This window comes from Candidatus Nitrotoga sp. BS (assembly GCF_927797785.1).
Taxonomy (GTDB): Bacteria; Pseudomonadota; Gammaproteobacteria; order Burkholderiales; family Gallionellaceae; genus Nitrotoga.
The window spans coordinates 13,667-32,334 of record NZ_CAKMLL010000077.1; the positions used below are offsets into that span (position 1 = coordinate 13,667).

The following is an 18,668-nucleotide window of genomic DNA, read 5'->3' on the forward strand; positions in this document are numbered from 1 at the left end:
GGCTGACTACAATTGGCCAACCAATTCAATTCTTACAGCTACTGCAATTTAATTACGACATCAACACCTGCAGGCAGATCCAATTTCATTAGCGCATCTACAGTTTTTTCAGTTGGATCAACAATATCCAGCATACGCAGATGAGTTCGAATCTCAAATTGATCGCGTGACGTCTTATTGACGTGAGGTGAACGCAAAATATCAAAACGTTCAATTTTAGTAGGCAGTGGAATAGGACCCTTTACTACAGCCCCAGTACGCTTCGCAGTCTCAACAATCCGTGATGCGGACTGATCAATTAGACGATAATCAAACGCCTTCAGGCGTATACGGATATTCTGACTTTTCATAATTTTTATGTCTACTTTTTAGTTGTTATTACACAACTGCGGATTAACACGAGATTGTACAGCACAATAATTCTTGTTGTACATAATATTATTCAATCACCTTAGCCACCACGCCGGCACCGACGGTTCGACCACCTTCGCGTATCGCAAAACGAAGACCCTCTTCCATCGCTATTGGGGCGATCAAGCTAACCGTCACCGACACATTGTCTCCAGGCATCACCATTTCAGTGCCTTCCGGCAGCTCAACCGCACCTGTTACGTCGGTAGTTCGGAAGTAGAATTGCGGGCGGTAGCCTTGGAAGAACGGTGTATGGCGACCACCTTCGTCTTTACTGAGTACGTATATTTCGGCTGTAAACTTGGTATGCGGGCTGATAGAACCTGGTTTAGCCAAAACCTGACCACGTTCGACATCCTCACGCTTAGTACCACGTAACAATATTCCTACGTTATCACCCGCCTGACCTTGATCAAGCAACTTGCGGAACATTTCTACACCAGTACATATGGTTTTGATAGTAGGCTTTAGGCCGATAATTTCAATTTCTTCACCCACCTTGACGACACCACGCTCCACCCGGCCAGTTACCACGGTGCCTCGACCAGAGATAGAAAAAACATCTTCTACAGGCATCAAAAATGTACCATCCATGACACGCATAGGTTGTGGTATATAGGCATCAAGCGCCTCGGCCAAACGAAAAATGGAGGGCTCGCCAATTTCGGACTGATCACCCTGCAAAGCCTTGAGCGCACTGCCGATAATAATCGGGGTATCATCACCAGGGAAGTCATATTTGGTTAGAAGCTCGCGCACTTCCATTTCGACCAGCTCGAGCAGCTCAGGGTCATCAACCATGTCCGCCTTATTCATGTAGACGATAATGTAGGGAACCCCAACTTGACGCGCCAACAGTATATGTTCACGTGTTTGCGGCATCGGGCCATCTGCAGCTGACACTACCAGAATAGCGCCATCCATCTGCGCAGCACCGGTAATCATGTTTTTTATGTAATCCGCATGACCAGGACAGTCCACATGCGCGTAATGCCGACCAGACGTTTCATACTCAACATGAGCAGTATTAATCGTGATGCCGCGCGCCTTTTCTTCCGGCGCTGCGTCAATCTGATCATAAGCTTTTGCCTCACCGCCAAATTTCTTGGAAAGCACAGTGGAAATCGCTGCTGTCAGGGTGGTCTTGCCATGATCAACGTGACCAATTGTACCTACATTTACGTGCGGCTTGGTACGCTCAAATTTACTCTTTGCCATGATTTAAATTTCCTAGATTATTTGACAGTTTATGAGCCAACTTAAATTATTTCCTGCTACTCATCACCGTTTCAGCCACATTTTTTGGTGCCTCAGCGTAATGCTTAAACTCCATCGTGTAAGTGGCTCGCCCCTGGGTTGCGGAACGCAATGCAGTAGAATAACCAAACATCTCTGCCAAGGGAACTTCGGCCTTTACACTTTTTCCACCCCCAGCCATGTCATCCATACCCTGAACCATGCCACGACGAGATGACAAATCACCCATCACCGTGCCCGTGTAATCTTCCGGAGTTTCCACCTCAACCGACATCATCGGCTCAAGCAACACTGGGCTTGCCTTCCGCATACCATCTTTGAACCCCATAGAAGCGGCCATCTTAAAAGCATTTTCGTTAGAGTCTACATCGTGGTAAGACCCATCGAACAGAGTAACTTTAACATCCACCACGGGAAAGCCCGCCAATACACCATTCGGCAAAGTATCCTCTAAACCTTTCTTAACCGCCGGAATAAATTCACGCGGAACCGCACCGCCTTTAATGGCATCCACAAACTCAAACCCCTTGCCAGTTTCGTTTGGCTCTACTTTTAACCATACATGACCAAATTGACCACGCCCACCCGACTGCTTCACGAACTTACCCTCAACCTCAACCGCCTTACGTATCGCTTCACGGTAAGCCACTTGCGGCGCACCAATATTAGCCTCCACCCCAAATTCTCGCTTCATGCGCTCAACCAATACCTCCAAGTGCAGCTCACCCATACCTGAAATGATGGTTTGACCAGACTCCATATCTGTGTGCACACGGAATGACGGATCTTCTTTTGCCAAGCGATTCAAGGCCATACCCATCTTTTCTTGGTCAGCCTTTGTCTTCGGCTCGACAGCAATATGAATAACTGGCTCTGGAAATATCATACGCTCCAACGTTATCACATTGAGTGGATCACACAAAGTCTCGCCAGTAGTTGCCTCTTTTAAGCCCACTGCAGCAACGATATCACCCGCATAAACCTCTTTAACTTCTTCTCGCTCATTCGCGTGCATCAATAAGATACGGCCTATTCGTTCCTTTTTACCTTTGATAGGGTTATAGATTGTATCGCCTGCCTTCAACTGACCAGAATACACGCGGAAGAAAATCAACTGCCCGACAAATGGGTCGGTCATAATTTTAAAGGCTAAAGCTGAAAATGGCTCATCGTCGTTCGCCTTTCGCTCCCCCATTGATCCATCTTCCAATTCACCTGCAACTGGAGGAATGTCCGTCGGCGCAGGCAAATAGTCAATCACCGCATCCAGCATAGCTTGCACGCCCTTGTTTTTGAAAGCAGAGCCACATAGCATCGGCACTATTTCACTGGCAATGGTTCGAATGCGCAAACATTGCTTAATCTCAGCCTCGGACAAGTCCCCCTCCTCGAGATACTTGTTCATCATCTCCTCGGATGCCTCAGCAGCACTCTCTACCATTTTCGCACGCCATTCTTGCGCTGCCGCCAACAGCTCAACAGGAATATCACGCAACTCAAATTTCATTCCCTGAGAGGGCTCATCCCAGTAAATCGCCTTCATCCTTACCAAGTCAATCACACCCTCAAACTTTTCCTCTGCGCCAATTGGCAATTGTATCGGCACCACATTTGCGCGCAATCGAGTACGCATTTGTTCAAAAACTTTAAGGAAATTCGCACCAGAACGATCCATCTTATTAACAAAAGCCAAGCGCGGCACACCATACTTATTGGCCTGACGCCACACCGTCTCAGACTGAGGTTGCACACCGCCCACGGCACAATACACCATGCACGCACCATCCAGTACGCGCATTGATCTCTCAACCTCGATAGTGAAGTCTACGTGCCCTGGCGTATCGATGATGTTAATGCGGTGCTCAGGCAAACTGGAGTCCATACCTTTCCAATAACAAGTTGTCGCAGCCGATGTAATGGTAATACCCCGCTCTTGCTCCTGCTCCATCCAATCCATCACAGCAGCACCATCATGCACCTCACCAATCTTGTGAGACACACCCGTGTAGAATAAAACCCGCTCAGTGGTCGTAGTTTTACCAGCATCTATATGTGCGCTAATACCGATATTACGGTATCGTTCGATTAATGTTTTCCTTGCCACAGTAATTACCTAACTTAATTTAAACCATCAGAAAAAACTAAACAACCTAGAAACGAAAGTGCGAAAAGGCTTTATTCGCTTCAGCCATACGGTGAACTTCTTCGCGTTTTTTAACTGCACCACCACGGCTTTCTGACGCGTCAAGCAATTCGCCAGCCAAGCGCATCCCCATGGATTTCTCGCCACGTTTACGTGCAAAGTCTTTGAGCCAACGCATCGCCAACGCCATACGCCGCGAAGGACGAACTTCAACAGGAACCTGATAGTTCGCCCCCCCGACACGTCGGCTTTTTACCTCCACTTGAGGCCTGACATTAGTTAACGCAAGATTGAACACTTCGATCGGATCTTTACCGCTTTTTTTAACTATTTGTTCCAAAGCACCATAGAGTATGCGCTCGGCTACAGACTTTTTACCAGCGGTCATCAAAACATTAACGAATTTGGAAAGATCTTGGTTACCATATTTTGGGTCCGGAAGGATTTCGCGCTTGGGAACTTCTCTACGTCTTGGCATATCTAAACCTCATATTAACTGGCAAATTCGAAACTGGCTAATTACCAAATACTTACATAGCCAAATACTTACCTAGCGATAAGCTAGGCCTTTTTGGGGCGCTTTGTACCATATTTAGATCGGGACTGCTTCCGATCTTTTACTCCGGCCGTATCCAAGTTTCCTCGCACCATGTGGTATCGAACACCAGGCAAATCTTTTACTCGGCCACCACGTATAAGCACCACCGAGTGCTCCTGCAAGTTATGGCCTTCACCGCCAATGTAGGAGATAACTTCAAAACCATTTGTTAGACGAACCTTGGCAACCTTGCGTAAAGCAGAGTTTGGTTTCTTTGGTGTTGTAGTATACACACGGGTACATACCCCCCGTTTTTGGGGACTCCCACCTAGGGCAGGGACTTTACTTTTTATACGTTCAGCAACACGAGGCTTACGCACTAATTGGTTGATGGTTGGCATTATCTAAATTTCCTAAAAATTCTATGTATCAGCAATATGAAAAATAGCCGCGCAGACTATGCTTTGCCCTATCTGGCGCAAACAAAATGACCGCGCATTCTATTGAGGAATCCTCAGGCTGTCAAGCAAGCTGGTTGTCTTGTATTTCTGCAGCCAGCTCTTGTTCGCTCAACAACGTCGTTTCCAGACCCAACCCCTGCCGCTGCTTACGCCGTGCAGCATGATAGGCCAAGCCCGTTCCTGCCGGAATCAAGCGACCCACAATGACGTTCTCCTTAAGACCACGAAGCTCGTCTCTCTTCCCCATAATCGCAGCTTCAGTCAGAACGCGCGTAGTTTCCTGAAAGGATGCTGCAGATATAAACGAATCAGTGGATAATGATGCCTTGGTTATTCCCAGCAACATATACTCATATGTTGCTGGTTGCTTTCCCTCACTCTCAACACGTTCATTCTCTTGCAGCAAATCTGCGCGCTCCACCTGTTCTTTAGGGATGAACTTGGTGCCACCCTCATCTACAATCTGCACTCGGCGCAGCATCTGGCGTACTATCACTTCAATATGCTTGTCATTAATCTTAACACCCTGTAGGCGGTATACATCCTGCACTTCATCAGCGATATAACGTGCCAGCGCCGCCACCCCCAACAATCGCAAAATATCATGTGGATCGCGCGGACCGTCCACAATCATTTCGCCTTGGGTCACTATTTGGCCATCGTGCACTAGAACATGCTTGTCTTTAGTTATAAGAAATTCATGCGCCACACCTTCAATATCGGTGATAACCAAACGTTGCTTACCCTTGGTATCTTTGCCGAAAGATGCCGTTCCGGTAACTTCCGCTAACATACCAGCATTCTTAGGTGAACGTGCTTCGAAAAGCTCCGCAACACGTGGAAGCCCCCCTGTAATGTCACGGGTCTTGCTACTTTCTTGCGGAATTCTCGCTAAGACCTCTCCTACACCAACAGGCTGACCATCTACTACGGTGATGATGCAGCCCGTCTGAAATGTTACCGAAACTGGTAACTCTGTTGCCGCCATCTTGATTTCTTGCCCCTCTTCGTCGAGCAAGCGTACCAATGGCCGCAAGACGCCTTTACCTTGGGTACCAGCCAGCTTGGGATCCACCACAAGGGTGGATAATCCAGTTACCTCATCTATTTCTCTGGTAACTGTAACGCCCTCTTTTACATTTTCGAAGCTTGCCCGACCGGCATATTCGGTAATAATAGGACGGGTATGAGGATCCCATGTAGCTAGCACTTCACCTGCACGAACCGAGCTGCCTTCTTGCACAGCCAACATCGCGCCATATGGCACCTTGTGGCGTTCGCGCTCACGTCCATGCTCATCGGTAACCATTATTTCGCCGCTACGCGCCACCACCACTACCTCACCTCGTGTATTACTGACGGTACGCATGTTCGCGCTGTACTTCATCTGACCATTAGACTTACCCTCAACCTGACTGGCAACCACAGTACGCGATGCCGCGCCACCAATATGGAAAGTACGCATAGTTAATTGTGTACCCGGTTCGCCTATGGACTGCGCAGCAATTACGCCAACTGCCTCGCCTACCGTCACAGGCCCACCTCGACCTAAGTCGCGACCGTAACAATTGACGCACAAACCATATCGAGTTTCGCAAGTCAATGGCGTCCGTACATGTACTTCATCGATACCCAGCGATTCGATGCTGTCAACCATATCTTCATCCAATAGAGTGCCCGCTTCATATAGCGTTTCGCTGCTTACTGGATTGACGACATCCTTGCTAACAACGCGACCTAATATGCGCTCTCGCAATGCTTCAATCACCTCGCCGCCCTCAACCAGCGCCTTCAATGCTGCACCAGCACTAGTTCCGCAATCTTCTTCAGCCACCACCAAATCTTGGGTTACATCAACCAGACGACGTGTTAGATAACCAGAATTCGCGGTCTTCAGTGCAGTATCGGCCAACCCTTTTCGTGCGCCATGAGTGGATATGAAATATTGCAGCATATTCAGCCCCTCACGGAAGTTTGCGGTAATCGGAGTTTCAATTATAGAACCATCTGGCTTGGCCATCAGGCCACGCATTCCTGCTAATTGGCGAATCTGAGCTGCAGAACCGCGCGCACCAGAGTCAGCCATCATATATATGGAATTGAAAGATTCCTGCATTACCACTTTGCCCTTATTATCAATAAGCTGCTTAGAGCTCGCACGGTCAATCACAGGCTCACTACCCAACTGATCCATCATAGCTTTGGCCACTCGATCACCGGTACGCCCCCAGATGTCCACCACTTTGTTGTAACGTTCGCCTTGAGTCACCAAGCCGGATGTGTATTGCACGTCAATCTCACTCACCTCTTTTCCTGCTGCAGCAATTAACTCATGTTTTTGTGATGGAACCAGCATGTCATCCAAGCAAATTGAAATACCGGCACGGGTAGCATAAGTAAAGCCGGTAGACATTAACTTGTCAGCCATAATCACGGTATTGCGCAAACCACAACGACCGAAGCAAGTGTTGATAAGTCGAGAAATTTCTTTCTTCTTTAATGCTTTATTGACCAAGCTGAACGGCAGACCATCTGGCAAAATATCTGATAAAATGGCACGTCCCACAGTAGTTTCATACCGTGATCGCCTCTCCTGACTTTCATTTTTTTCATCAAAATAAATTTCAGTAATGCGTACTACCACTTTGGCCTGTAGATCAACATGACCCGACTCATAAGCTCGGAGCGCTTCAGATACGTCCGCAAACAAGGCGCCTTCACCCAGTGCACCGATTTTTTCGCGCGTCATATAATACAGCCCAAGCACAATATCCTGCGACGGAACAATAATAGGCTCGCCATTGGCAGGCGACAGCACATTATTGGAAGCCAACATCAAGGTACGGCACTCCATCTGCGCTTCCAGTGACAGCGGGACGTGCACTGCCATCTGATCACCGTCGAAATCGGCGTTGAAAGCTGTACAAACCAATGGGTGCAACTGGATTGCCTTCCCTTCAATCAGAATCGGCTCAAATGCTTGAATACCGAGACGATGTAGCGTAGGCGCTCGATTTAACAGCACAGGATGTTCACGGATGACGTCTTCCAGTATATCCCACACAACCGGCTCTTCCGCTTCCACCATACGCTTACCTGCTTTAATGGTTGTGGCCAGCCCGAGAACTTCAAGTTTGTGAAAAATAAATGGCTTGAATAGCTCCAGCGCCATTTTCTTGGGCAAACCGCACTGATGCAATTTCAATTGCGGACCCACCACAATTACAGAACGACCGGAATAATCTACACGTTTACCTAGCAAATTTTGACGGAAACGCCCGCCTTTGCCCTTGATCATATCAGCCAACGATTTCAACGGACGCTTGTTAGCGCCAGTCATTGCCTTTCCGCGACGACCATTATCCAAAAGTGAGTCAATTGATTCCTGTAGCATGCGCTTTTCATTGCGCACAATAATTTCTGGCGCCTTCAACTCCAGAAGGCGTTTCAAGCGGTTATTCCGGTTGATTACACGGCGATACAAATCATTCAGATCAGAAGTCGCAAAGCGTCCGCCATCTAGCGGAACTAGTGGACGCAGCTCTGGCGGCAAAACTGGCAACACCATCATAATCATCCACTCGGGCTTGATGCCGGAGAGCAGAAATGCCTCAAGTATCTTCAGTCTTTTCGCATATTTCTTTATTTTTGTTTCAGAACTAGTCGCTTCAAGATCGGCACGCAACTTTTCCACCTCAGCTGGCACATCCAACGCGTGCAATAGAGCGCGTATTCCTTCCGCCCCCATTACTGCGGAAAACTCATCGCCATATTCTTCGAGTTTGGCCAGATAATCATCTTCAGATAGTAATTGAGCGCGCTCGAGCGTGGACATCCCTGGGTCAGTCACTACGTATGCTTCGAAATAGAGTACGCGCTCTATGTCGCGTAACGTCATATCCAGCACCATTCCCAAGCGCGACGGCAAGGACTTTAAGAACCAAATATGCGCCACCGGACTTGCCAGTTCGATATGCCCCATACGTTCGCGACGCACTTTAGATAGCGTTACTTCCACACCGCATTTCTCGCAGATAACCCCACGATGTTTTAGGCGCTTATACTTGCCGCACAAGCACTCATAGTCCTTGGTAGGGCCAAAAATTTTGGCGCAAAACAAGCCATCGCGCTCCGGCTTGAAGGTACGATAGTTAATGGTTTCCGGCTTCTTCACTTCGCCGTAGGACCAAGAACGAATTTTCTCCGGTGAGGCCAGCCCGATCTTGATCGCGTCGAACTCATCCTTCTGCGTTACTTGCCTGAACAAATCCAGCAATGCTTTCATATGTAACTCCTAAATATTCGGCAGCAATGTAGGGTACGCTTTGCGCACCAATCTTGAGCGGCGTTCAATGCGCCGCTATTCCCTACTCTCGATGACGAACAAGATCGATATCAATAGCCAAGGAACGGACTTCCTTGGTTAGCACATTGAAGGACTCCGGCATACCGGCATCAATCTTGTGATCGCCCTTGACAATGCTCTCGTAAATCTTGGTGCGCCCAGCCACATCATCTGACTTGACTGTAAGCATTTCCTGTAGCGTGTAGGCTGCGCCATATGCTTCCAGCGCCCATACTTCCATTTCACCAAAACGCTGGCCTCCGAATTGCGCCTTGCCGCCCAGCGGTTGCTGTGTAACCAAACTGTAAGGGCCTGTGGAACGCGCGTGCATCTTGTCATCCACCAAGTGATTCAGCTTTAATACATGCATATAACCCACCGTGACTGAACGATCAAATGCAACTCCACTCCGCCCATCGTATAGTGTTACCTGGCCTGAACGCGGTAAGTCTGCTAGCTCTAACATGTCCTTAATTTCATCTTCATTCGCGCCATCGAACACCGGCGTGGCAAACGGAACACCACCTCTCAGGTTATGGCAGAGATCTAGCACCTCCTCGTCACTGAACGCAGCAATCTCCACTGCCTGATCATGCATATAAATTTTACTTAGGAATGTACGAATTGTTTCAATTTTGGCTTGTATGTCCAACATCTTGCCTATCTTCTGCCCCAAGCCCTTAGCAGCCCAACCCAAATGGGTTTCCAATATCTGCCCTACATTCATACGCGATGGAACACCAAGCGGGTTCAACACAATGTCAACTGGCGTGCCATCCGCCATATAAGGCATGTCTTCCACCGGCACAATGCGTGACACAACACCCTTGTTACCATGACGACCAGCCATCTTGTCGCCAGGCTGCAAACGACGTTTCACCGCCACATACACCTTAACCATCTTCTGCACGCCAACTTGCAGCTCATCGCCTTGAGTCAAATTTCGCTTCTTTAATTCAAATGCCGCATCGAATTCCAATCGCTTTTGCACTAAACTTTCCTTGACCTGCTCCAGTTGTGATGCAGTATCTTCGCTATCGAGTCGAATATCGAACCATTGATGACGCTCCAAGCTATCTAGGTATTCCTTGGTCAACTTGGTACCCTTAGCTAGTTTTTTGGGCCCTCCATTGACTACCTTACCTAATAGCAGCCTACCAAGGCGAGTAAACACATCGACTTCAACGATACGCATTTGATCAGCTAAATCTTTCTTATAACGTTTCAATTCATCGTCGATAATTTGTTGTGCGCGTTGATCACGCTGCAATCCCTCTCGTGTAAACACCTGCACATCAATCACTGTCCCAGAAATTCCAGCTTGCACTCGCAGGCTTGTATCCTTGACATCGGATGCTTTTTCGCCAAAAATAGCGCGAAGCAATTTTTCCTCTGGTGTCAGTTGAGTTTCACCTTTAGGAGTAACTTTACCAACCAGTACGTCACCAACCCCGACTTCTGCGCCAATGTGCACAATGCCGCACTCATCCAAACGAGCCATTTGCCCCTCGGAAAGATTAGGAATGTCACGAGTAATCTCCTCCGAACCAAGTTTGGTATCGCGCGCCACAACTGTAAGCTCTTCAATATGAATAGAGGTGAATCGATCTTCCGCCACCACTCGCTCGGAAATCAGAATCGAGTCCTCATAGTTGTAGCCATTCCAAGGCATGAACGCCACCAGCATATTCTGGCCCAGAGCCAACTCACCCATATCGGTGGACGCGCCGTCAGCAATCACATCGTCACGAGCAATTACGTCCCCCATCTTGACCAGCGGACGCTGGTTGATGTTAGTGTTCTGATTAGAGCGGGTGTACTTGGTCAGATTATATATATCCACGCCAACTTCGCCGTGTGTAGTTTCATCATCATTAACTCTAACTACAATACGACCAGCATCCACGTAATCAATTCGCCCGCCTCGCCATGCCTGAACTGTGGTGCCGGAATCCACTGCCACAGTGCGTTCAATTCCAGTTCCAACCAACGCTTTCTCTGCACGTAAACAAGGCACAGCTTGGCGCTGCATATTAGCTCCCATTAAAGCTCGATTTGCATCATCATGCTCCAAGAAAGGTATTAGCGCCGCCGCCACTGACACCACCTGGGCAGGTGCCACATCCATGTATTCAATGCGATCCGGCGAAGCCAGCACGAACTCGTTGTTCTGGCGAGATGAAATCACGTCATTAGTAAACTTTCCTTTACTGTCTAGCGTAGCGTTGGCCTGAGCAATGGTAAACTTGCCTTCCTCAATCGCAGATAAGTATTTAACTTCATCAGTCGCATTGCCCACAACCACATGGCGATATGGCGTTTCAATGAAACCATAATTATTAATGCGCGCATATAGTGCCAACGAATTGATCAAGCCAATATTCGGCCCCTCGGGCGTCTCAATCGGGCACAAACGACCATAATGTGTCGGGTGTACATCACGCACTTCGAAGCCAGCACGTTCACGAGTTAACCCACCAGGCCCAAGCGCAGAGATACGGCGTTTGTGCGTCACTTCCGACAAGGGGTTAGTCTGATCCATAAATTGCGACAATTGACTTGAGCCGAAGAACTCCTTAACCGCCGCAGAAATTGGTTTAGCATTAATCAAGTCATGCGGCATTAGATTGTCTGTTTCGGCCTGGCCCAAACGTTCCTTTACTGCACGTTCAACGCGCGCCAACCCAGTGCGAAACTGGTTCTCAGCCAATTCACCGACAGCGCGCACACGTCGGTTACCGAGGTGATCAATATCGTCAATTTCGCCACGACCATTGCGCAACTCGACCATAATTTTGATTACCGCGACGATGTCCTCGTTGGACAGCGTAACTGGACCTGTCAGCTCATCTGATCCAATACGACGATTGAATTTCATACGCCCTACAACCGATAAGTTATAACGCTCGTCTGAGAAAAACAGTCCGTTAAAGAGGTTTTCCACCGCATCCTCTGTAGGCGGCTCTCCGGGACGGATCATACGATAGATAGCAACTCGTGCCGTCCACTGGTCGGTAGTTTCATCAGTACGCAAAGTCTGAGATATGTAACCCCCTTGATCCAGATTATTTGTATAGAGCGTACGGATTTTTTTCTCGCCAGCCGCCTGCAGTTTAGCCAACAACTCTTCTGTGATCTCATCGTTGGCATTGGCGATAATTTCGCCACTATCCTTATCTATGACGTTATTAGCCAGCACGCGCTCGTACAGAAAATCATCCTCTACAGCTAATTTGTCAATACCTGCTTCCTGAATTTCACGAATATGGCGCACAGTAATCCGCTTGCCACCGGCCACTATCACCTTGCCACTCTTGTCTAGGATATCAAAGCGCGCCACTTCTCCACGCAAGCGAGCTGGCACCACTTCAAACTGAATCCCTTTTTTACCAAGGTGAAACGTATCGCAGTCAAAAAAAGCCTCAAGAATCTGCTCGGGTGTGTAGCCTAGCGATTTCAATAAAATAGTGACCGGCATTTTGCGACGACGATCTATACGGAAATAAACATAATCCTTTGCATCGAACTCGAAATCCAGCCATGAGCCGCGATATGGAATAATGCGCGCTGAAAACAATAATTTGCCTGAGCTATGCGTTTTACCGCGGTCATGTTCAAAGAAAACGCCTGGTGAACGGTGCAATTGCGAAACAATAACTCGTTCGGTGCCATTAACGACAAATGAACCAGTATTCGTCATTAATGGTATTTCACCCATGTATACTTCTTGCTCTTTCACTTCCTTTACGACGGTCGGCTTGGATACCTCCTTATCGAACAAGGTCAAGCGCACACGAGCACGTATCGGGGATGCATACGTCAAACCACGTTGCTGGCACTCTTTTACATCGAAAGGAGGCACACCCAAGTTGTAGCTAACAAAATCAAGACGCGCATATTTGTTATGGCTCTCAATTGGAAAAATTGAATGGAAAGCAGCTTGCAGTCCATCGTTTATTCGTTGCTCAGGCAATAGACTGGCCTGAAGAAAAGCACTGTATGATTCAAGTTGCGTGGACAGCAAAAATGGTATCGGCAAAGCACCGACACGTTTTGCAAAACTTTTACGAATACGTTTTTTTTCAGTAAAAGAATAACTCATAATATCTCCACGACCGAGGGAAAAGACAATGGACAAAAACCATTTTATAGCCTGCTGTCCATTATCTTCTTAAAACGGCAAAAGGCTGGCGGGCATCCGTCAGCCTTTTGACACGTACAATATTTACTTGATTTCAGCAGTTGCACCAGCCTCGATCAATTGTTTCAAGATAGCGTCAGCATCGGAATTGCTCACACCTTCTTTTACTGCCTTCGGTGCACCATCGACTAGATCCTTAGCCTCTTTCAACCCGAGGCCGGTAATCGCACGAACCACTTTAATCACGTTCACCTTACTAGCACCCGCAGCAGTTAGTATCACACTGAACTCAGTTTGTTCAGCTGTTGCAGCGCCTGCAGCCGCTGCAGGCGCTGCAACAGCCACAGCAGCAGCGGATACTCCAAATTTTTCTTCCATTTCTTTGATCAGCACAGATAATTCCAGCACTGTCATTTGCGCAATTGCGTCCAGAATGTCAGCCTTATTTACAGCCATAATTGTTCTCCTAATATTAATTCGAAAAGTTTGACAAGAGCGTTAAACAGCGGCCGTTTCGGCTTCCTTTTTATCGCGGATAGCAGCTAAGCCGCGCACGAAATTACTGGTCGCGGCATTCATGGTCGCCATCAAACGTGCAATCAACTCATTTCGACTTGGGATAGCAGCCAGCTCAGCGATCTGCTCCGCAGACATCAAAGAACCAACCATCGCACCTGCCTTGATTATCATCTTGCTGTTTGTCTTGGCAAATTCATGCACTATTTTCGCTGCCGCGACGGGATCAGCACTAATACTGTAGACCAGCGGTCCAACCATTTTTTCAGCCAAGCCCTCAAATTGAGTGCCTAGTACAGCTCGACGCGCCAATGAGTTTTTTAACACACGAAAATACACATCAGACTTGCGTGCAGTGGCGCGCAGCTTTGTAATATCGCTGACTGCAATGCCACGGTACTCTGCCAATACAATAGTCTGAGCTTGCGTTACCTGCTCGTTAACTTCTGCCACTATTGCTTGTTTATCTTGCAGATTAAGACCCAAATCATTCTCCATCTTCAATTGGAACACCAAACCAAAGCTCAGCGATCCATCGTTAAAAACTGCGTCCTTAAGCCAGAGCTATAACATCGCGCCTTATCACGGACACACCATCTACGTAAGCGCAAGTAAAAGGGAGCAGCAGAAGCCTTGATCTTAATGCCTCCACACAACACCACTTCTTTACATTAAACCCTATCGGGTACTTACGGTCTTTGACAATCTGCCAATAAGCCAGCAGTTCAAAGCCTGTCTACAGCACAACGATCTAATCAATCATGCCGCACAATCTGTATTTAGACCATCCTCTAACTTTAAATTATTACGAAGAACAACTTCCGGATTTCTATAATTAGAGTTAAGAAGATACGAAATTATCCCGCTAAACTAGCCTGCTCAATGCGAATACCCACACCCATCGTGCTGGAAACAGACATTTTTTTTAGGTACACACCCTTTGCAGCAGCTGGCCTAGCTTTATTTAAGGCATCGACCAGCGCCATCAAATTTTCGCGTAGCGCTTCCAAAGCGAATGAAGCGCGTCCAATGGTGCACTGTATGACTCCATTCTTATCGGTGCGGTACTGCACCTGACCAGCCTTAGCATTTCTCACGGCGCCAGCCACATCAACGGATACCGTACCCACCTTAGGGTTAGGCATCAATCCACGCGGTCCAAGAATCTGACCTAATTGACCAACGATACGCATAGCATCAGGGGAAGCTATCACAACATCAAAATTCATATTGCCAGCTTTGATACTCTCAGCCAAATCTTCGAAGCCCACCACATCCGCACCAGCCGCCTTAGCTTCATCAGCCTTGGCACCTTGAGCAAACACAGCAATACGTACTGTCTTGCCAGTCCCCTTGGGCAACACCACAGCACCACGCACTAATTGATCAGACTTTCGAGCATCTATGCCTAAATTGATTGCAATGTCGATAGACTCATCAAATTTGGCCTTAGCAGTTTCTTTTGCTAAATTCAACGCCTCATTCACCGCGTACAGCTTGTTACGGTCAACTTTTGCAATCAACATCTTATAACGCTTAGATATATGTGCCATGCTATACCCCCTCCACAACAATGCCCATACTGCGCGCGCTACCGGCAATAGTGCGTACCGCCGCATCCATGTCAGCAGCGGTCAGATCCGGCATCTTGGTTGTTGCAATTTCTTCTGCCTGTTGACGTGTCAACTTTCCAACCTTGTCTGTATGCGGCTTTGGGCTTCCCTTCTGCACACCTGCCGCCTTCTTAATTAGAATGGTTGCAGGCGGAGTTTTCATAATAAATGTAAAACTTTTGTCCGCATAAGCCGTAATTACCACAGGAATTGGCAAGCCCGGCTCTACGCCCTGAGTCTGTGCATTAAATGCTTTACAGAACTCCATGATATTCAAACCACGCTGACCTAACGCCGGACCTATAGGCGGACTGGGATTCGCCTTACCGGCTGGAACTTGCAACTTGATAAAACCTATAATCTTCTTTGCCACAACACTCTCCCCATGGGTTCAAGCGAACGCATTCGCGCTCTCCCCGATAAACAAGAAAAGAAATAAAGAAGAACTGAGTAAAGAATGCCGACATTCGGCTCCTTTTCATAGCTCACCCTCAACTCACCGCTTCAAGCCTTTTCAACTTGACCAAAATCCAACTCCACAGGTGTGGACCTACCAAAAATAGTCACTGCCACCCTCAATTTATTTTTATCATAATTGACGTTTTCTACCACACCATGGAAATCAGTGAACGGCCCATCCTTTACACGCACTGCCTCACCTACTTCAAATAACACTTTGGGTCTCGGCTTTTCTACTCCAGCCTGCATTTGATGCATAATATTTTGCACTTCTTTTTCGCTTATGGGAGTAGGCTTCATTGCCGAACCACCCAAAAAACCAGTAACCTTGGGCGTACTCTTAACGAGGTGCCAGCTTTCGTCGGTCATTTCCATCTCGACCAGCACATAACCTGGGAAAAATTTACGCTCACTAATATTTTTCTGACCCGACTTCAACTCAACAACCTCTTCCACCGGCACCAAAATCTGGCCAAACTGATCTTCTAATTCCGCACGCTGAATACGCTCAGGCAACGCACGCTGCACGTATTTTTCAAACTGAGAATACGTATGAACAACAAACCAACGCTTGGACATTATTCACGCCCCATTAATTTATTAACCACCAATAACAAACTGGCATCAACCGCCCATAAAAATAATGCCATTACAACCGCAAAAAGAAGTACCACGCCTGTGGTCTGCACTGTTTCCTTGCGCGACGGCCACACCACGCGCTTAGCCTCCGCTACGGATTCCGCGCCAAATGCAAATAAGCGCTTGCCTGGCTCGGTCATCCAAACCACAACAGCAGCCAACGAAAACCCGAGCAATACCGAAGCCAGCTTTATAACTGCAGCACTTTCGCGCAAAGCATAAAACCCCGCAATGCCCGCAGCAACGAACATAAACGCGACAACTAATTTAATTTTATCTGCCATGCGTAATCTGCTCGTCTTTCCTGAAGATTTAACTGGCAGGCCAGGAGGGTTTCGAACCCCCAACCCTCGGTTTTGGAGACCGATACTCTACCAATTGAGCTACTGGCCTAATTTTTTAAACGGAAATAGCAAAGCAACCAAGATGAGGACCCGCACTTGCAACCCCTCCCTCTTTGTAGCCGCTATTCAATCACCTTAGCCACCACGCCGGCACCGACGGTTCGACCACCTTCGCGTATCGCAAAACGAAGACCCTCTTCCATCGCTATTGGGGCGATCAAGCTAACCGTCACCGACACATTGTCTCCAGGCATCACCATTTCAGTGCCTTCCGGCAGCTCAACCGCACCTGTTACGTCGGTAGTTCGGAAGTAGAATTGCGGGCGGTAGCCTTGGAAGAACGGTGTATGGCGACCACCTTCGTCTTTACTGAGTACGTATATTTCGGCTGTAAACTTGGTATGCGGGCTGATAGAACCTGGTTTAGCCAAAACCTGACCACGTTCGACATCCTCACGCTTAGTACCACGTAACAATATTCCTACGTTATCACCCGCCTGACCTTGATCAAGCAACTTGCGGAACATTTCTACACCAGTACATATGGTTTTGATAGTAGGCTTTAGGCCGATAATTTCAATTTCTTCACCCACCTTGACGACACCACGCTCCACCCGGCCAGTTACCACGGTGCCTCGACCAGAGATAGAAAAAACATCTTCTACAGGCATCAAAAATGTACCATCCATGACACGCATAGGTTGTGGTATATAGGCATCAAGCGCCTCGGCCAAACGAAAAATGGAGGGCTCGCCAATTTCGGACTGATCACCCTGCAAAGCCTTGAGCGCACTGCCGATAATAATCGGGGTATCATCACCAGGGAAGTCATATTTGGTTAGAAGCTCGCGCACTTCCATTTCGACCAGCTCGAGCAGCTCAGGGTCATCAACCATGTCCGCCTTATTCATGTAGACGATAATGTAGGGAACCCCAACTTGACGCGCCAACAGTATATGTTCACGTGTTTGCGGCATCGGGCCATCTGCAGCTGACACTACCAGAATAGCGCCATCCATCTGCGCAGCACCGGTAATCATGTTTTTTATGTAATCCGCATGACCAGGACAGTCCACATGCGCGTAATGCCGACCAGACGTTTCATACTCAACATGAGCAGTATTAATCGTGATGCCGCGCGCCTTTTCTTCCGGCGCTGCGTCAATCTGATCATAAGCTTTTGCCTCACCGCCAAATTTCTTGGAAAGCACAGTGGAAATCGCTGCTGTCAGGGTGGTCTTGCCATGATCAACGTGACCAATTGTACCTACATTTACGTGCGGCTTGGTACGCTCAAATTTACTCTTTGCCATGATTTTTCCTCATCAACACCGAATTAACAATAGTATCTCAACAAAACCCATTGGTGCCCATGGCGGGAATCGGACCCGCGACCTCTCCCTTACCAAGGGAGTGCTCTACCACTGAGCCACATGGGCCAACTCAAACTGGAGCGGGTGAAGGGAATCGAACCCTCGTCGTAAGTTTGGAAAACTTCTGCTCTACCATTGAGCTACACCCGCACGCTTTGCCGCCAAAATGACATGCAACCACACCACTACTACTCAGCGCAGTCAAATTTAGCTACCAAACTTAAAGAAACAAAAAACTGGTGGAGGGAGAAGGATTCGAACCTTCGAAGGCAGAGCCGTCAGATTTACAGTCTGATCCCTTTAACCGCTCGGGAATCCCTCCAAACGTAACTAGCTATTATCCATCTCCTTACCCCCATTGTCAACGACACTTTGTTAGCCCCAAGTAGTAATGTCCGGTTTCTCCCAAATAGAAATGTCCGCTGGTG

The 18,668-nt window shown here is 47.9% G+C and carries 14 protein-coding genes and 4 tRNA genes; all 18 read right to left on the reverse strand.

Going from position 1 to position 18,668, the window contains the following annotated elements; translation table 11 throughout:
- Positions 1-38 precede the first annotated feature (38 nt).
- Positions 39-350: a 30S ribosomal protein S10 gene (gene rpsJ, locus MJ769_RS09995; protein WP_239236874.1), complete on the reverse strand. Its 312-nt coding sequence runs from the start codon at positions 348-350 to the stop codon at positions 39-41.
- A gap of 88 nt (positions 351-438) precedes the next feature.
- The gene (gene tuf / locus MJ769_RS10000) at positions 439-1,629 is read right to left on the reverse strand and encodes an elongation factor Tu (protein WP_239236875.1); all 1,191 of its coding nucleotides are present in this window, start codon (positions 1,627-1,629) and stop codon (positions 439-441) included.
- Positions 1,630-1,675: 46 nt separating this feature from the next.
- Positions 1,676-3,772 (reverse strand): elongation factor G, encoded by a 2,097-nt coding sequence (gene fusA / locus MJ769_RS10005; RefSeq protein WP_239236876.1) that lies wholly within the window; start codon positions 3,770-3,772, stop codon positions 1,676-1,678.
- Between the two features lie 46 nt (positions 3,773-3,818).
- Positions 3,819-4,289: a 30S ribosomal protein S7 gene (gene rpsG, locus MJ769_RS10010; protein ID WP_239236877.1), complete on the reverse strand. Its 471-nt coding sequence runs from the start codon at positions 4,287-4,289 to the stop codon at positions 3,819-3,821.
- 83 nt (positions 4,290-4,372) lie between these two features.
- Positions 4,373-4,750: a 30S ribosomal protein S12 gene (gene rpsL / locus MJ769_RS10015; RefSeq protein WP_239236878.1), complete on the reverse strand. Its 378-nt coding sequence runs from the start codon at positions 4,748-4,750 to the stop codon at positions 4,373-4,375.
- A 121-nt stretch (positions 4,751-4,871) separates the two neighbouring features.
- A complete protein-coding gene (rpoC, locus tag MJ769_RS10020; RefSeq protein ID WP_239236879.1) occupies positions 4,872-9,095 on the reverse strand; it encodes a DNA-directed RNA polymerase subunit beta' in 4,224 nt (1,407 codons plus the stop codon).
- 82 nt (positions 9,096-9,177) lie between these two features.
- Complete coding sequence (rpoB, locus tag MJ769_RS10025) at positions 9,178-13,257, reverse strand: DNA-directed RNA polymerase subunit beta (RefSeq protein WP_239236880.1); 4,080 nt, start codon at positions 13,255-13,257, stop codon at positions 9,178-9,180.
- A 123-nt stretch (positions 13,258-13,380) separates the two neighbouring features.
- Positions 13,381-13,752, reverse strand: a complete 372-nt coding sequence (rplL, locus tag MJ769_RS10030) for a 50S ribosomal protein L7/L12 (RefSeq protein WP_239236881.1) — start codon at positions 13,750-13,752, stop codon at positions 13,381-13,383.
- 42 nt (positions 13,753-13,794) lie between these two features.
- Positions 13,795-14,298 (reverse strand): 50S ribosomal protein L10, encoded by a 504-nt coding sequence (gene rplJ, locus MJ769_RS10035; protein WP_239236882.1) that lies wholly within the window; start codon positions 14,296-14,298, stop codon positions 13,795-13,797.
- Positions 14,299-14,669: 371 nt separating this feature from the next.
- On the reverse strand, positions 14,670-15,365 hold the full coding sequence (gene rplA / locus MJ769_RS10040; RefSeq protein ID WP_239236883.1) for a 50S ribosomal protein L1: 696 nt from the start codon (positions 15,363-15,365) through the stop codon (positions 14,670-14,672).
- Between the two features lies 1 nt (position 15,366).
- Entirely contained in the window at positions 15,367-15,798 is a 432-nt protein-coding gene (gene rplK, locus MJ769_RS10045; RefSeq protein WP_239236884.1) for a 50S ribosomal protein L11, read from the reverse strand.
- Positions 15,799-15,929: 131 nt separating this feature from the next.
- Positions 15,930-16,463, reverse strand: a complete 534-nt coding sequence (gene nusG / locus MJ769_RS10050; RefSeq protein ID WP_239236885.1) for a transcription termination/antitermination protein NusG — start codon at positions 16,461-16,463, stop codon at positions 15,930-15,932.
- On the reverse strand, positions 16,463-16,807 hold the full coding sequence (gene secE / locus MJ769_RS10055; protein ID WP_239236886.1) for a preprotein translocase subunit SecE: 345 nt from the start codon (positions 16,805-16,807) through the stop codon (positions 16,463-16,465). The genes nusG and secE overlap by 1 nt, the downstream gene beginning before the upstream one ends.
- Before the next feature lie 33 nt (positions 16,808-16,840).
- A tRNA-Trp gene (locus MJ769_RS10060) sits at positions 16,841-16,916 on the reverse strand.
- Between the two features lie 73 nt (positions 16,917-16,989).
- Positions 16,990-18,180 (reverse strand): elongation factor Tu, encoded by a 1,191-nt coding sequence (gene tuf / locus MJ769_RS10065; protein ID WP_239236875.1) that lies wholly within the window; start codon positions 18,178-18,180, stop codon positions 16,990-16,992.
- Positions 18,181-18,231: 51 nt separating this feature from the next.
- Positions 18,232-18,306: transfer RNA gene (locus MJ769_RS10070), tRNA-Thr, on the reverse strand.
- Between the two features lie 10 nt (positions 18,307-18,316).
- Positions 18,317-18,390: transfer RNA gene (locus tag MJ769_RS10075), tRNA-Gly, on the reverse strand.
- Between the two features lie 87 nt (positions 18,391-18,477).
- Positions 18,478-18,562 (reverse strand) — tRNA-Tyr (locus MJ769_RS10080).
- Between the last annotated feature and the right edge of the window lie 106 nt (positions 18,563-18,668).